The organism is Miniphocaeibacter sp. (assembly GCF_049276255.1).
Classification (GTDB): domain Bacteria; phylum Bacillota; class Clostridia; order Tissierellales; family Peptoniphilaceae; genus Miniphocaeibacter.
Genome location: NZ_JBASWB010000080.1, coordinates 1 through 15,532, shown reverse-complemented (window position 1 = coordinate 15,532; position 15,532 = coordinate 1). Strand labels below are relative to the sequence as shown.

15 protein-coding genes and 1 rRNA gene are annotated in these 15,532 nt (G+C 27.8%); 2 read left to right on the top strand and 14 right to left on the bottom strand.

Translation table 11 applies throughout. The annotated features are described in order from the left end of the window. Positions 1–201: 201 nt before the first annotated feature. From cas2 to WAO56_RS11005, 12 genes are all read right to left on the bottom strand, one after another. Entirely contained in the window at positions 202–480 is a 279-nt protein-coding gene (cas2, locus tag WAO56_RS11060) for a CRISPR-associated endonuclease Cas2 (RefSeq protein ID WP_422143662.1), read from the bottom strand. Positions 481–483: 3 nt separating this feature from the next. Beyond that, positions 484–1,476, bottom strand: a complete 993-nt coding sequence (gene cas1b / locus WAO56_RS11055; RefSeq protein ID WP_422143663.1) for a type I-B CRISPR-associated endonuclease Cas1b — start codon at positions 1,474–1,476, stop codon at positions 484–486. Between the two features lie 9 nt (positions 1,477–1,485). After that, positions 1,486–1,977: a CRISPR-associated protein Cas4 gene (gene cas4 / locus WAO56_RS11050; protein ID WP_422143664.1), complete on the bottom strand. Its 492-nt coding sequence runs from the start codon at positions 1,975–1,977 to the stop codon at positions 1,486–1,488. Continuing rightward, a complete protein-coding gene (cas3, locus tag WAO56_RS11045; protein ID WP_422143665.1) occupies positions 1,974–4,286 on the bottom strand; it encodes a CRISPR-associated helicase Cas3' in 2,313 nt (770 codons plus the stop codon). Before cas3 ends, cas4 begins: the two co-directional genes overlap by 4 nt. Positions 4,287–4,297: 11 nt before the next feature. Then, positions 4,298–5,047, bottom strand: coding sequence for a type I-B CRISPR-associated protein Cas5b (cas5b, locus tag WAO56_RS11040; protein WP_422143666.1), 750 nt, complete (start codon positions 5,045–5,047; stop codon positions 4,298–4,300). After that, positions 5,034–5,903 carry a type I-B CRISPR-associated protein Cas7/Cst2/DevR gene (gene cas7i / locus WAO56_RS11035; protein ID WP_422143667.1) on the bottom strand — a complete coding sequence of 290 codons (870 nt, stop codon included), beginning with the start codon at positions 5,901–5,903 and terminating at the stop codon, positions 5,034–5,036. The genes cas5b and cas7i overlap by 14 nt, the downstream gene beginning before the upstream one ends. Beyond that, positions 5,893–7,599: a type I-B CRISPR-associated protein Cas8b1/Cst1 gene (gene cas8a1, locus WAO56_RS11030; RefSeq protein WP_422143668.1), complete on the bottom strand. Its 1,707-nt coding sequence runs from the start codon at positions 7,597–7,599 to the stop codon at positions 5,893–5,895. The genes cas7i and cas8a1 overlap by 11 nt, the downstream gene beginning before the upstream one ends. Positions 7,600–7,610: 11 nt before the next feature. Further along, positions 7,611–8,336 carry a CRISPR-associated endoribonuclease Cas6 gene (gene cas6, locus WAO56_RS11025; RefSeq protein ID WP_422143669.1) on the bottom strand — a complete coding sequence of 242 codons (726 nt, stop codon included), beginning with the start codon at positions 8,334–8,336 and terminating at the stop codon, positions 7,611–7,613. Between the two features lie 214 nt (positions 8,337–8,550). Further along, positions 8,551–10,470, bottom strand: a complete 1,920-nt coding sequence (locus WAO56_RS11020) for a TRAP transporter permease (RefSeq protein ID WP_422143670.1) — start codon at positions 10,468–10,470, stop codon at positions 8,551–8,553. Between the two features lie 15 nt (positions 10,471–10,485). Further along, the gene (locus tag WAO56_RS11015) at positions 10,486–11,478 is read right to left on the bottom strand and encodes a TAXI family TRAP transporter solute-binding subunit (RefSeq protein ID WP_422143671.1); all 993 of its coding nucleotides are present in this window, start codon (positions 11,476–11,478) and stop codon (positions 10,486–10,488) included. A gap of 23 nt (positions 11,479–11,501) precedes the next feature. After that, complete coding sequence (locus WAO56_RS11010; RefSeq protein ID WP_422143672.1) at positions 11,502–11,903, bottom strand: PPC domain-containing DNA-binding protein; 402 nt, start codon at positions 11,901–11,903, stop codon at positions 11,502–11,504. A 118-nt stretch (positions 11,904–12,021) separates the two neighbouring features. Beyond that, positions 12,022–12,933: a dihydrodipicolinate synthase family protein gene (locus tag WAO56_RS11005; RefSeq protein ID WP_422143673.1), complete on the bottom strand. Its 912-nt coding sequence runs from the start codon at positions 12,931–12,933 to the stop codon at positions 12,022–12,024. Between the two features lie 127 nt (positions 12,934–13,060). Between WAO56_RS11005 and WAO56_RS11000 the strand changes: the two genes are divergently transcribed. After that, on the top strand, positions 13,061–13,750 hold the full coding sequence (locus WAO56_RS11000) for a Crp/Fnr family transcriptional regulator (RefSeq protein ID WP_422143674.1): 690 nt from the start codon (positions 13,061–13,063) through the stop codon (positions 13,748–13,750). Positions 13,751–13,982: 232 nt separating this feature from the next. Here the strand turns inward: WAO56_RS11000 and WAO56_RS10995 are convergent, their stop codons facing one another. Further along, positions 13,983–14,549: an SH3 domain-containing protein gene (locus WAO56_RS10995; RefSeq protein ID WP_422143675.1), complete on the bottom strand. Its 567-nt coding sequence runs from the start codon at positions 14,547–14,549 to the stop codon at positions 13,983–13,985. A 145-nt stretch (positions 14,550–14,694) separates the two neighbouring features. On the opposite strand from WAO56_RS10995, the gene WAO56_RS10990 reads away from it, so the two are divergent. Then, positions 14,695–15,366 carry an MgtC/SapB family protein gene (locus tag WAO56_RS10990; protein WP_422143676.1) on the top strand — a complete coding sequence of 224 codons (672 nt, stop codon included), beginning with the start codon at positions 14,695–14,697 and terminating at the stop codon, positions 15,364–15,366. Between the two features lie 71 nt (positions 15,367–15,437). Here the strand turns inward: WAO56_RS10990 and rrf are convergent. Then, positions 15,438–15,532: ribosomal RNA gene (gene rrf, locus WAO56_RS10985) — 5S ribosomal RNA — on the bottom strand; the annotation flags it as partial.

The window sequence follows — 15,532 nt, the reverse complement described above, 5'->3', positions numbered from 1 at the left end:
ATTTACATTCTAGTTTAGTTCTATTAAAAGGCGTTTCTTTCCAGTGCTGTGTTTTTCAACATTTAAACTATCTCTTCTGTCGATATACCTATATTATACTAAAAATTTTATTATTTAAAATTATATTTTTGTTAAACGTCTATTTTTCAATGTTTATACTATCTGTCGTAGAAACGATTTCTTTACACTATCCTATATCGACTAGATTATATTAGATGTTTTATCATCTTCCATAGCCCAAAATTCCTTATCTAACCATTTATCGCTTCTACTTTTAAAAATTACTATTGAATCCTTATCTTTACGAATAAATGGTTTTAGTTCCATTTTCAACTTTAGTTCTTCAGCCCTACTTAATTCCCCTTCAAATACCGATTTTTGTACATTTGTTAAATATTTTTTACAGATTTTAAAAATATTTCTATGTATTCTTGGACTTTTTTCATCTGTTACTATATCGTATATTAATATTACATACATAAGCTACCACCAAATTTTAAAACCTTCATAATCCTTTTCTCCGATTATCTCCTTAATTAATTTATAACATTCCAGCCTTATCATATACCTATATGATACTTCTCTTTTTAAATCCCTATGTTTTAAAACCTTTCCCAATCTCTTTTCGTATTCTTCTAATAATGTTTTTAATCCTTTATCGGTTAACTCTAAGCCTTTCGAATTTTTTGTAAAATGCTCCTTGGTTATTTGTCTTTTATTAAGTAAGGAAAAAATCATTCTGTCCACTACTAATGGTTTAAAAATTTCTGCAATATCCAAAGCTAAAGAGAACCGATTACTACTAGGTTCATGGAGAAAACTAACTGTCGGATTTAATTGGGTTTTATAGATTTCACTTAAAACCGTTGTATACATCATGCTATTTAGAAAGGAAATTAAGGTATTAACCATATTGTCAGGAGGTCTTTTAACCCTTTTTTCAAATTCTACATCCTGCTTTATTATTTTCGTCCACTGGTCATAATATATTTTTCGTATATTTCCTTCTATTCCCATTAAGGAATTAATATTATCCATTTCATCTATTTTTGAAATCAAATAATCAATTTCAGACATAGCAAGGCTTAAATCCCCTTGTCTCTTATTATAATACCTAAGGTTACGATAAATATTTCTTGCTGCTGAACGAACTATTTCTTTAGCTATTTTTATTCTTCTAGATAGGTCTATTTGTGCCTTAACCTGCTCCACTAGTAAATAGCCACTTACCTTACTTTCTCTTGGAAAGTAACTTCCACTATAGTAGCCATAGTAATTAAAAACATTTAATGTAATTCCCATTTGTGATAAAAAATTTAATAACCTAGTATTTAAATCAATTTCTCCAAACAAATAAAGCTCGTCAATTTTTTCCGATTTTAAAAAAGTCTTTTCTCCATCAGGATTTTCAAATACAATATTATTATCTTTTCTACTTAGTCTTCCACTTTTTGTTATGTAAAATGTCTCTTTCATATTTTCCTCTTATATATAACATAATTCATAATAGGCACATTTGTTACATATGCTTTTTCTTAGCTTATCCTTTGGTATTTTTTCAGATTTAATTATATTTTTTATTTCTTCCAATATGTTTTCCATTTCCCTAGTATCCTCTTCTTCAAAAAGAATAACTTCCCTTTCCTTAATAGAGGGATAGTCAAGAATTCCCTTTTCAATTTCCACACCAAGTTTCTTTAGCATATAGATATAATATTTCACCTGCCAAATAGATGCTTCTTCTATGGATTTAGATTTTTTTATTTCATGAATTATCTTCCAATCTTCAACAAAGTCCACATTGATTATATCCTTAACTAGAATCGACTTTTTCCTTCTATCATAGGAATATTCATCTAAGATTTTGCCAATTTCTACTAATTCACTATTATGCTCCATAGTAATATCCTTTGAAAAATACCATAATTTTCTTTTACAGACAAGGTAGTAGTAAACCATTATTCCTGTTATTTTCATATCATTCTCTCATCTATTGTATCTCTATAATTTTCTTTTATTTTTCCCTTCGTATGCTGTATTCCAAATTTATTATCATATTGACATTCATATATATTTATTGATTCATAATCAGTTATTTTTTTTGATATTGTATTATCATAATTTGAAAAATAAAATGGTATACTAACTGTTAGGTCCGATATAAATATCCTTGCCTTATTTTTTTCTACCCTTTGTTTTTTTCTTTCTTCTACATTTTCTTTAATAATGTTTTTTTCACGAATTATATCTATACATTTTCTTATTTCTTTTTCATTTTTTTCATATATTTCTCTAGGTATAACATCGATATTATTTATTGATCTAAACATTTTTATAACGTCATTTTTACTGAATTCATAGGGAAATGTTTTTTCTATATAGTCTATTGCATTTTTAGTATCTTCCAAATATTTTGTTTTACTCATATTTTCCATTGTATAAATATCATTTATAATATTCAGTTTATCTTCTTCATTTATTTTCCAAAAAACTCTAGTCCTAAACTCATCTCTTAATTTATTTCTTGACATCTTAAATATTTCTTCATCATTAACAAAACCTATTCCAGAACATAGTTCTTCTCCGCCATCAAATACAAATACATTTGAATCTTCCCCATCTAATTCTCTCTTTCTATAACAACGTCCCATACGTTGAAATAATCCATTTATATCCGATAGTTCAGTTATTAAAATATCAAAATCTATATCTAATGATGCTTCAGCAACTTGAGTACATATCCATATTCCTGGTTTATTATTCTTGTCTCTATTTCCAAATTCAATTATTTTCTCCTCTACTTCTTTTCTATCTTTCCTTATAAAACCTCCGTGAAACACATTTGTTTCCTCTTCATCTATTTTCGCTTCAATTAAATCATAGTAAAGTTCTTGGGCTTTTTTAACTGTGTTTACTATTACTAAAACTTTATTATTTTTATACTTATCTTTGATAAACAAGGCATTTATCTGTTCTTGCTTTAATTCCATACAATGTCTAATCCTACCTATATTATAATATGGACTTGCTGGCATCTTATATTTTACATTACGTTCATCTAGTAAATCTAATATAAAAGGTGGTAAAGTCGCCGTTATAATAGAAAATTTCCCTCCCACCTTAGTTATCATATCTAGACCTATTATTAAATATGCTAATAAATCTGGAGAATACATTTGTATTTCATCTATAACTATTTTAGAATAGGATAGTGTTGCTAACTCTTGCTCAAATCCCCTATATTTATAAACGAATTTAAATATTTGGTCTATAGTTGATACCGTTAATGGTAATGATTTTTGTCTTGCCCTATCGTCGTAATCTAATATTTCTATATCTTCAAAAGATAAACTATCCTCTTTTTTTATATTATCTGTTCGATTGAATAGCTCATTTAAAGAATCTGAATGAAGCAAAGCTAGTCTTTCATCTAATTTCTTTTTCTGTAAAATTCTAAGGCTTATTCTATCATAAATTGAATTTATAGCAGATCTTAATGGCAGCGTAAAAAAACCTTTATTATTACCTATCCATAAAAGTCCTGCTTCTGTTTTTCCATATCCGGTTTCAGCAATTGCAATTATATTTTCTTCCTGATTATTCTTCATATATTTTTGTAAATTATTATAATCAGCTTTTTTATCCTTTTTCCTCCATACTTCTGCAACCATTTCATCCATTGAATCCATTAAAAAGTCATTTTTATATTCTATTTTATAATATCCACTTGCTGCATAATCGATTCTATTTAATAGACCTTTTATTTTAATATAATTGATTCGGTCTTTTAAATTTTCAAATTCTCTTAATTCTTTACTGTAAATTAAATCAACAGCATAATCTTCTACATATTCTCCTATATTAGGTAGTTTTTCATAGTAAAATTTTTTAACAATATCTTTTAATCTATAAATTTCATCACTTAAATCTGATCTTTTCTCCTCTAAATTAAAATCCCTTATATGATGTTGTGCTATTGCTGTTACTATTATAGCTAGTTCTTCTTCGCTATATATTTCTAATAAAGCATAAACATCTATAAATCCAACACTCAAAAAACCGTGAGGTATTTCCTCCCTTTCTATTTTACTTGGCTTTCTTTTAATTTTATTTTGGAAAATTTCATTCATCTTTCCTAAATCATGATATAAACAGACCACTTTTAGCATTGACCAGTTTATATCCAATTTATTTTTATATATTTCATACAATAAATTATAGTTTTTTAATAAATTATCAGTATGCTCTTGTATGCTTTCTTTAGGGTTAGATTTTGCTAAAAACATATTTCACCAACTTATATAAAAAATACAGGGTTGTTTTTTTCATCTACAACTAATTCTATATTAAACTTTTTAAATTCTCTTATATAAACTACATCAACTTTATTCCATCTTCTAAAATATTTAGGAGTCTTTTTCCTGCCAAAATTAATTAATTCATAATCTTTATTTAAGGTATATTTAGAGCCTAATTCATATCCATCAATACTTTTAGTTTTCAAATCTTCAAATTTATCAATTGAAATATATTTATAGTAATTATCAATTACATCTTGTATCTCTTTTCCCTTAATTTCCTTTAGCTTAACAATTTCAACATCTGTAATCAGTGCAATATCTTCTCTTCTACCTATAGAAGGATATTCTCTTGGGTATTTTATTGCATTATATATTTCATCTATTTTATTATCATCATCTGGTCTTATATGAATTAATAATTCAACATCAACTAATAATTCTATTGTTGAAACCCCTCTTATAACACCTATTTTTCTATCTTCATCTTTTATTGATAGTTGATGCCGACCTTTCTCAAATCTTTGATTTCCAAATTCATACATAGTATATAAATCATTTATCTTTGAATAATATTCCCCTTGAATACTTACATCCATTGGTTCATATTCTTTATAGCCACATAAATTATGAACCATACCAATGATTGTTGATGGTGGTGGTAGAGGATAAGTTTCCTTTAATTGAAAACTATTGGGTTTTCTATAATTAGACATATTTTGATAAACTTTAAATCTAATTGCTTTCATAATAATCCTTCACTTTGATTTTTAGATTATTGAAAAATTCATTTATCGGTATAGGATTTAATTTTTCTATTTCTTCAGAATTATAAAACACTCCTTTCACTAACCCAATCTCTGTATTATTTTTAATTTTTTTATCTTCTAATACACTCTCTATTCTATCTAACACTAAATTATTTTCCTTTACATCTAATGCATTATAGAACAATGGGTTTTTTATATCATATACCCCACCAATTACAAATAATGGACTTAAATCTTCCCTTCTTCCCTTTATATCCCTATATAAATATTTTACAGTATCTAAAAGATTTTCTATTCTTTCTGATTTTTCACTATTCTTAATTTCAATATTATCGTTACTATCAATTCCCACTTGATCTAAATCTATAGTAATAGTATAGGCATAATAAGATCTATGAATTTCCGATTGTGAAATGTTTCCACCATCTTTAGATTCTGTTTTTGTATATCTATCAAGTAAACCTTTGTTTGTAAGAAAATCCAAATCTCCTTTAAAAGTTTCTAAAGATATTGCATTTGATAATCTAACAACTGCCGATCTAGTTTTTGTTTCACTTCCAGTTTTCATATATCCAAACAAATCAATTTCAGGATGCTCATCTATTTTAGCTTCTTTGTCAAATTGTAAAACCGTCTTATCTAATCCTATTGGTGTGTCGTCAATTCCCATTTGATTTACAATATTATATCTAATAGCCTGTCTAGAAATATAGCTATATTGTTCTCCTGCTCCTCTAGATATCTTCTTTAAAGATGTTACGTTACCTAATCCTTCTCCATAATTAGCTGATTCAGCTTGAAATATAATTGAAATTGTTAATCCTTTACTTTTCATCTTCTACTCCTTCTTTGTCATTTTCAAATGAATTTATTCCTGCAACAAAAGCATATCCTACGATTCTTAATTTTTCGTTATCCTTTAAAGCTTCCACTAAATACATAGGTATAGAGGCACCTATATATGCATATGTATTTATTAATATATCCATAAATGAACCACTATTATTCGTTTTTAAAGCATTTGTCATCTTGTAAGTAATGCTTTTCATTCTATTTTCTACTCTTTTAGCATCAGCCATAAAACTCATATAATTTTTTCTTAAATAATAACCTGCATTTCTTGAGTTATTTGTTAAAGTTCCTATATTTTTTCCTCCCACCAAAATACTTTCCTCCTTTATTATTCTACTATTTATATTTAAAACTCTCGAAATATGATAAATATTATAGTATTTATCAACACCATATCTATCTGATATTAAACTAACTATTAAAAAATGAGCTAGGGAAAATAAATTTTGATTATTAAATACCCTATCTAACACCAAGTCATATATACTAAAAATATTCTCTTTTCCCTCTCTATATGCTGCTTTTTCTATCGCCTTTAAATCTTCTTTTGATTCATTTATTATTTTCAAAACTTCTTTTGATAAAAGATTAAATCTATAACTTCCATCTTTATACCTAATAATTTGCATATCTCTTATTTCAAATTCTAAATGTCTACTATACTCCTTATTAATAGCATTTATTAAAGCTCTGTAGGAAAAAGCATTTTCAGGACGACCTATTTCACTTAAAGAATGTTCCTTTAAGCTTTTATTAACTTTTTTTAATCCTTCTAAATCATAATTATAATTTATAAATATTCCTTCATTTAATGAATAGTAAAAACCCGCTGATAAACAAGAGTATAAAAACAAGCATTCATTACAAATTGCAAAATCTGACTCATGATTCCATATATAAGATGATTTTCTAGTTTGATCGAATCCAGTATCCTTTACCAAATTCATATTTATTTTTAAATTATTTATAGGATTATTACATGAAAAACAATTATATTTATACTTATCTTTATTTTCTTCATTATATTTTAATAATGTATCCAAAAAATACTCTTTATAATCTATAAAAATATCATTTATTTTAGGTTTTTGACTCAAAAATGAAATACCTGATCTACCACTACTCAGTCCTCTATTTATATATGAAAATATTACTCCTTTTGCTCCCATATAATCTCTTGCTTTATCTGTATTTACAAAGTCTGTTATTTCTTTTAGTAATCTTAATTCATTTTCAATATCAATAATCTTATCTATAACATTTTCTTTCTTCTTAAGATTAATTTTCTTTAACTCTTTTACTTTCTCAACAATATCTATATTTTGATCAATAAATTCATATACCTTAATATAATTTGGTCTTCTCATATAATCTTTTACCAAATCTATTTGCTTATTCAAATCCTTTAAATTTTCTTCACTGAATTCATTCAATTTGCTTAAATATTTTTTAATTTTTTCATTATAACTCGCTATTCTATACCAAGGAAGGTGTTTTTCATAAGTATCTATGAAATATTTGAAATAATCTATTTCAAAACCTTCTAAGACCTCTTTAGAAACTTTAAGTATTTGCCCATCTTGAGAAAAAACATATTCTTTTCCCACATGATCTAATATATTCATAAGTCCCAATAAAGAAGCATTGGTTCTCCAATCTCCCATTTTAAATTCTATCAAATTATCACCTCCTAAATAATATCTATCATTCCAAATCCCTGACTTTTCTTTGAGCCTAATCCTGCTTTATACAAATAATCTAAAATATATGGTTTTTCCTTAATTTCCAAAACAGCAATATTACTAGGAATTACAATATTGTAATTTTTCACCTTTACAATTTTATTTCTTAATACATTTACTTTTAAATCCTTAAAATCATACTTAACTTCATCACCAAATACTCTTAAAAGATTTTCTTTTATATTATAATCTAACTGTTTTTTACCCTCTTCCTCATCTAGAGAATAATACCAGGTTTTTTTATTATCCCCTGTATGTTTTCTAGCTACTATAGGCGAAAGAGTTTTTACAATAATGGATTCTTCCTTAATAGTTTTTTCTTTAATCATTCTTATACCGGAAATTTTCATAGTATTGTTTTTTATTTTAAAGGGGTTCTTCTTATTTTCCAAAATAGAATTGTAAAAATAAATTCCATCTTCCATATTATAGGAAGAAAAATTCAAAATAATTTTTTTGTCTGGAATTCTTATTTCATCTTTTAAGAATTCACATCTCCCCATAAATAATGAAAAACAATAATCCTTAGGCTTATTTACCTCATCTTCATACATTCTTTTATAAAAATCCATATCATAATTACTAAAATTTCTTTTTAAAAAAGATAGAATTACTCTGTTTTTATCCTTTGGAAACAACTCATTTTCCAATTCAAGCTCAACTGAAAACCGCATTTTCCACCTCCATTAATTTATTGTAAAATCTAATAAATTTTAATATGCTTAAAATAAATACCCTGTAAAATTATTTTATCATATATTTATTAATTTAAATTTTATTAAATTGTAAATTCAAATTAATAGATATTTGCTTTAAATGTAAAAATAAAAACCTGTTTAATAAATATTAATTATTTACTAAACAGGTTTTTTACAATATATAATGTTTTTAATTAACTACTTCTTTTTTTGATTTATCGTCCTTTTTTGCCTGGTATCTTCTAAAGAAATACATTCCTCCAAATAATATCCAACCTGCTAATGACTGTATAAGTCCAGATTGAATTGCCAATACTATTACCACTACACAAATAATTCTTTCAACAATTGTTGCTTTCTTTTCTATATATCCCTGTATAAGTATTGCTGCTGCCATTGAAACCACTATTGCAGATATCATTGTTATAAAGGTCGTTAAATCCAAGCCTATATGTAAATAGTCAGGATTTATAGCAAAGGTAAATGGTAATATAAAACCTGCTATTCCCAGTTTTACAGCTGTCCATCCTACTTTCATGGCATTTTCATCTGCAATACTAGCTGCTGCATATGAAGCAACGGCAACTGGTGGAGTTATTGCAGAAATACTTGCAAAGTATAATAGGAATAAATGAGCTGCTAATGATGGTACTCCTATTTGTATAAGTGCCGGTGCTATTGCAGTAGCACAAATAATATAGGAAGCTGTTGTTGGTAATCCCATTCCTAAAACTACACAAATTAGCATTGCAAGTATTAAACTAAGTAATATATTGTTTCCACCTAAATTAACTATAAAATGACTTAGTTTTAATCCTAGTCCCGTTAGTGCAAATACACCTGTAACTATACCTGAACAAGCACAGGCTGCTACTACTTGAGGCATACTTCTTGTTGTTGCTACAAATCCGTTAAGTAGCTTTTCTAGTGTCATTCTATCTTTTTTATCAAATAAACCCAATACTATTATTGATAGTATTGACCAAATTGCTGCCATCATAGGTGTTGAATTAAATCCTAAAAGAAGTACTAACAAAACTCCTAAAGGTACTATTAATTTTATACTCTGTGTAAATGTTCCCTTTAGTTCAGGAACCTCTTCTACTGGAATTGCCTTTATTCCAAGTTTCACCGATTCTAAATCAACCATTTTAAAAAGGGTTAAGTAATACATTACCGCCGGAATAAAAGCTGCAACTGCAACTGTTTTATAACCTACTCCTGCTACGTCTGCAAGTACAAAGGCTGCTGCTCCCATTATAGGTGGCATTATTTGACCACCTGTTGACCCAACTGCTGTTACTGCTCCTGCAAATCGTTTAGAATAGCCTTGTCTTTTCATTAATGGTATTGTAAATGAACCTGTACTTGCAACATTTGCAACGGCACTTCCTGATATCATACCAAAAAATCCAGAAGTAACTACTGCCATTTTCGCAGGTCCCCCTCTACTTTTTCTTGTTAAAGCTATGGAAATATTTTGAAATATTATATCCGCTCCTGAAACCTCTAAAAATGCTCCAAACATTAGGAAGAGGAATACATTTGATGCTGATACACCTATAGGCATACCAAGTATACCCTGGTCACTAAGAACTGTTGTTGCTATACGGTTTATATCGTAACCTCTATGACCTAATAGGCCTGGCATCCTTGTTCCAAAATAAGCATATAATATTGCTAAAATTGCAATTATAGGTAATGCCCATCCTAAGACCCTTCTAGCTGCTTCTAATACTAATAATGTACTAAGCATACCTAAAACGATAAAAGTTGGATCTTGTTTGTTATTTTGTATAATGTCAATTATATAATCATATTGAAATATTATATATCCAATTACTAAAGCTGTTAATAAAATTAAAATCCAGTCTGCCCATGCATATTTTCCCGGTTTTTTCTTGTTTATAGGAGTATATAGAAATACAAATATAAACCCTAACATTAAATGCCAAGAATAAAACTTAATACTTTCCATAGTAAACCATGGTGTAAATTGTAAAATATGTAGAAGACATGTAAAAGCAGCCAATATTATAATAAAATATTGTTTGAATTTTTTATAGTTTTCAGAATAAAAGAAACCTTTTTGTTCAACTTGCTTATTCATATTTGCCTCCTTTTTTTATTTTTTATTATATTCTTCAGGTAATAATTCTTCTGGAATTTCTATTCCCAATTCTTCTAGATATTTAATAACTCCTAAATGTAATGGTATGTTATAATTTAATATATTTTCCGGGGTCATGTATTTTGCACTTCCATGTACTGCCAACATATCATCTTGATGCTCCAATAAAGTTTTTACAGCAATATAAACATCTTCCTCTGGAACGTCTACACTAGTAACTAACATATTCCATTCTGAAACACTTCTTATGTCATCTTTTGTTGCTTTATAAGAACCTCCTGGCATATCACTTGCAGTATAAAAACTATAAGTATCTACTAATTCCTTTTGTTCCTCTTCTGTTATTTCTACAAAGTTTAAATCTTTAGTACTTTCCAGTTCACTAATAGATGCAAAAGGTGGATATGAAAATAGAATTGCCGCATCAACTATTCCATTGTCAATAGCCGTTGCTGTCGCACTATGGCCATCGTTATGTATTTGTGAAGGCTTAATACCTCTACTTTCAAAAAACTCACGAAATACCGAATCCATAGCCATTCCCTTTGAACCTAAGCCTACAACCTTTCCATTTAAATCTTCTAATGTTTCTATTCCGGAACTTTTCAAAGTGTATATTGTTAACCAAGATGGATATAGGGCAAGTCCTCCTCTCAATTTGTCAAATGATTGTCCATCGGTCCACTTTGCTTTTCCTTCAATGGCTTCTGCAATAGAAGCTGTCATTGAAATTCCAAACTCTGCATTTCCATCTTGAAGCATAACCAAGTTCGCACTACTTCCTCCAGTAGTTTCAGCAGAATATATATATTTATCGTTAATATAATTATTTAGTGTATTTGCTACTCCTCCCCCCATTAAATAAAAGTTTCCTCCTACTGAACCTCCTCCTACTGAATACTTCTTAGTAGTACTGGATTTTCCACAAGATGTTGCAGAGAATAAAAGTAAAACTACAAGTAAAAATATTGAACATTTCCTTTTCATATATAGCCCTCCTATATATTGATTTATATTTCTTGTATATAGAGTTTTAATCCCCTAAAGGTTCTTCCCTTATGTAATCCACCTCCATACACCTTCCCATCTTTTAAGCCAACCGATGCATGAAGATGTATGAAAAAATCGCTTTCCTCATCTTTATAAATAGCTTTTAAAGACTCATCTATTTTTTCTATTGGCATAATTTCACCTACAATAGATACTAATTCCCCCGGACCTTCTATTAAAGTCTTTTCAACAACTGGAGGAAGTATCTTGTTCTTAGGAGCTGTAAATAAAAGATCTTTAACAGAGCCAATTCCTCCACTTATATAAGCTTCATCCCAGTTTTTTTCTTGCATAAATTCTTCTATTTTTTCTTTAATATCTTCATTTTCTCCATATTTTATGACATGTATTTTTTTATTCATTTAAAACCCTCTAATCTTTATCTAGATTCTAAAAATCAAAGTCAATATTCTAAAATTATAATTTATCAAAATTTAAAATATCTTCCTTGAATTTTAGAATCTAATCTTCATAGCTTATTTATTTTATTGAATATTTTTCAACTACTCCCATTTCTGTTAACATATCTTTTAATTTGTCAAAATGTGGTCCTACATAGTCCTCATGAGGAGATCTTAATGTATAACCCGGTAATCCTAATACTTTAAAAGCAGCTTTTATAACTATAGGATTTGTTAACTTATATAACTCCGTTAATAACGGTTGCCATTTAAAAACACCTTCCCTAGCTTCCACTACCTTTTCATAACTATCCCATGGTCTTGAATACTTAGCTACTTCCTCCGGTATTATATTACCTCCAATATTAGCTGTTCCCGTACCACCAACTGCCAATGTAGGTAAAATAATAGAATATTTAGGATAATCACAACATAGAATATCTAAAGAATCTCCAACTAATCTTTTTACCTCTACAAGCTGACTTACATTTGCCATTGCTTCCTTATCTACAATAAAATTAGAATGTTTAGCAGAAAGTTCTGCAATTGTCTTAGGCTCTATATTCACTCCTAATCTACTTGGATTGTTATAAACTCCACATGGAATTTTCACAGAGGACATACATTTATCAAAATGAGTTAGTACTGATGTTTGAGGTATTAATAAATATGGTGGAATTGTAAAAATAACTCCATCAGCACCTTCTGCTTCACAATATTTAGCCATATGTATACTATCTTTTGTAGACAAGGCTGAACAACCAAAGAAGGTTATAATTTTACCTTTTGTTAGTTTTATTACTTCCCTAATAATCGTTTTCTTCTCTTCCAAACTAAGTAATGTTGTTTCGCCTGCTGACCCCAATATAAATAAAGCTGATGTCCCATAATGAATTTGACGGTCGATTAATAATTTAAAAGCACCAAAATCGATTTCACCTTTACTATCAAAGGGAGTTGGCATGGCTACCCATGAACCTGACATTCTCATATATTTACACCTCTCTTATATTTTGTAATTACAGTATATTTCATTCTCTTGTAATTTTCTGCATCATTGTTTACAATGTATAATATGTTACAAAGTAATAATAGTTACATTATAAGGAGGTTAAATAATGGATTTAGGATTATTAAAAAGAACTGAAGATATTTACGATTCCCAACTAGAGGATTTAATTTTACCAATTTCTATAAAATGTAATTTTCCAAAAAAACATATATTTTCACAACCTGGTGAAGTAATAGATGGTATATATTATATTTATAAGGGTAGTACTAAACACTATATGATTTCTGAAGATGGCGTAGTTAAATTACTTTATGTACTAAGCCGTGGTAGATTTTTTGCTGAATCCCCATATTTTCTTAATATACCTACAGGGCTTTATTCTGAAACTGTCGATGATTGCATTCTCTACAAAATTCCTAATGAATCTGTAAATAAACTAATGGCTACAAGTAAAAATTTTCGAGATCATATAATTAGAGGATATTCTGAAAAATGTCTAATCTTAAGATATGAAATAGCAAACCTATCATTTAATAATAGTAAGGACAGACTTAAACAAATTTTTTGCTCACTTATTGATTATAAAAACTCTGAAAAAGATTCCCAATGGTACGACTTAGAAAAACACTTTACCCACCAAGAACTTGGAGAAATTATAGGTACTACTAGAGTAACAATTAGTAGACAAATAAATGAGCTATGTAATAAAAATTTTTTACGTATAATAAACAGAAAACATCAACTAAACAAAAAAATGGCTAATAAATTTTTATCTGATAATAAAAAAATTCAGTAACATCAATTCTTAAAAATAAAATTCTAACACTCTATAAATTTAAAATACAAATATATTAACACTTTAAACAAAGGATTAAATATAGTCAAATAATAATAATAAAATTCTAATATTTTTAAATCAATACTACTCGCTTAAATACCTATTAATTATAAAATCTATATAAAAAATAGAGTAGAAACATTTAATTTCTACTCTAAATATTTTTAAATCATTTTATAAGCTTAATAACTTATTCTACATATTGTGGTCCTATATAACCTGTTTGTCCATTGTATTGGATTTTCAACCATCCACTTTTATCAATATAACCTGAAACTTCAGTACCTCTAGGAATTGTTCCTATTGTTTCGTACTCATAGCCTGGCCCGGATCTAAAATTCAAATCCTGTGTTAAACTACCTGAAACCTCTTCAAATTCATCAAAGTCGTCATCTTCTTCAACTTCCGCTTCCTCTGTAGAAATATCTGTAACTGGCTCTAATTCCTCTGTAACCTCTGTTTCCTTAGATAGTTTTAATTCATTAATTGTTTCATTAAACTTTTTATTATTAGAAATTGTATAAATTGCTAATGCTACAGTAGAAAATACCAATAAGGTCACTAAAAAAACTACAAAGGGTGTATAATTGACATTCTTCTTTGTTTTAGTTTTTCTAGTTGAATTATTTCTACTATCTGTTTTTCTTTTCTTTTCCTCTTCTTTTTGGTATTGTTGTTCATAAAATCTTCTATTTATTTCAGATACATCTAATTTATCTGTATTATCTTCATTAAAATTATTGTTTTCTTTTTTCATTATTATACCTCATAAAAAATATTCTCCTTTTATTATACTGTATAAAGCAAATTTAATAAAATCATTAATAAACTTTATTTTTATCTATATTTGTTTATTATATTTTCATTTAGTATACTTAAAATATAATAGAAAGGAATGAATTATGAATAAAATTTTAGATTTAATCTATAACAGTAACTTACTTTACATAATTAGGATTATTATTGCTATTATTTGTGGTTTTGCTATTGGCTTTGAGCGAGATTATAAAAACAAAAATGCTGGAACTAAAACTCATTGTATTGTAGCTTTAGGAGCTTGTCTATGTATGATTTTATCAGCCTATGGTTTTCCTAATTACCAGGGAGATCCAAATAGAATGGCTGCTCAAGTAGTTTCTGGTATTGGTTTTTTAGGTGCCGGTATTATTTTTGTAAGAAGAGAACGAAATATAAGTGGCCTTACAACAGCTGCTGGAATTTGGACAACTGCTATTATTTCTATGGCTATTGGTGCAGGTATGATTTTACTAGGAGTTTTATGCACCCTACTTATTATATCTTTACAGTGGTTTTTATCTAAATTAAAATTCAAATTCTTTGAACATAGTGAAGAAGTTGTTTATCTTACAACCCTTAATAGAGAATTTGATTATGAAAAATTCATAGATCTATTAGAGTATTATCATATAGAAATACTTCATTTAGAAACAGAGAAATTAAGTGTTAATGAAACACATATGCAATTAATAGTCGATTTACCAGATAATTTCTCTAAATGGAATTTAAATAAATTATTTATTGATTTTAATGGAATTAAAAATATTAAAATATAATCTATCTTTCGGTTAAGTATTTTCTCTCTAAATAAAAACTCCCCATACGATTAAATCGTACAGGGAATATTGTTGGGCAAATACCTACTCTCCCATGACGTCTCCATCATAGTACCATCGGCGCTAAAAGGCTTAACTTCTGTGTTCGAGATGGGTACAGGTGTAT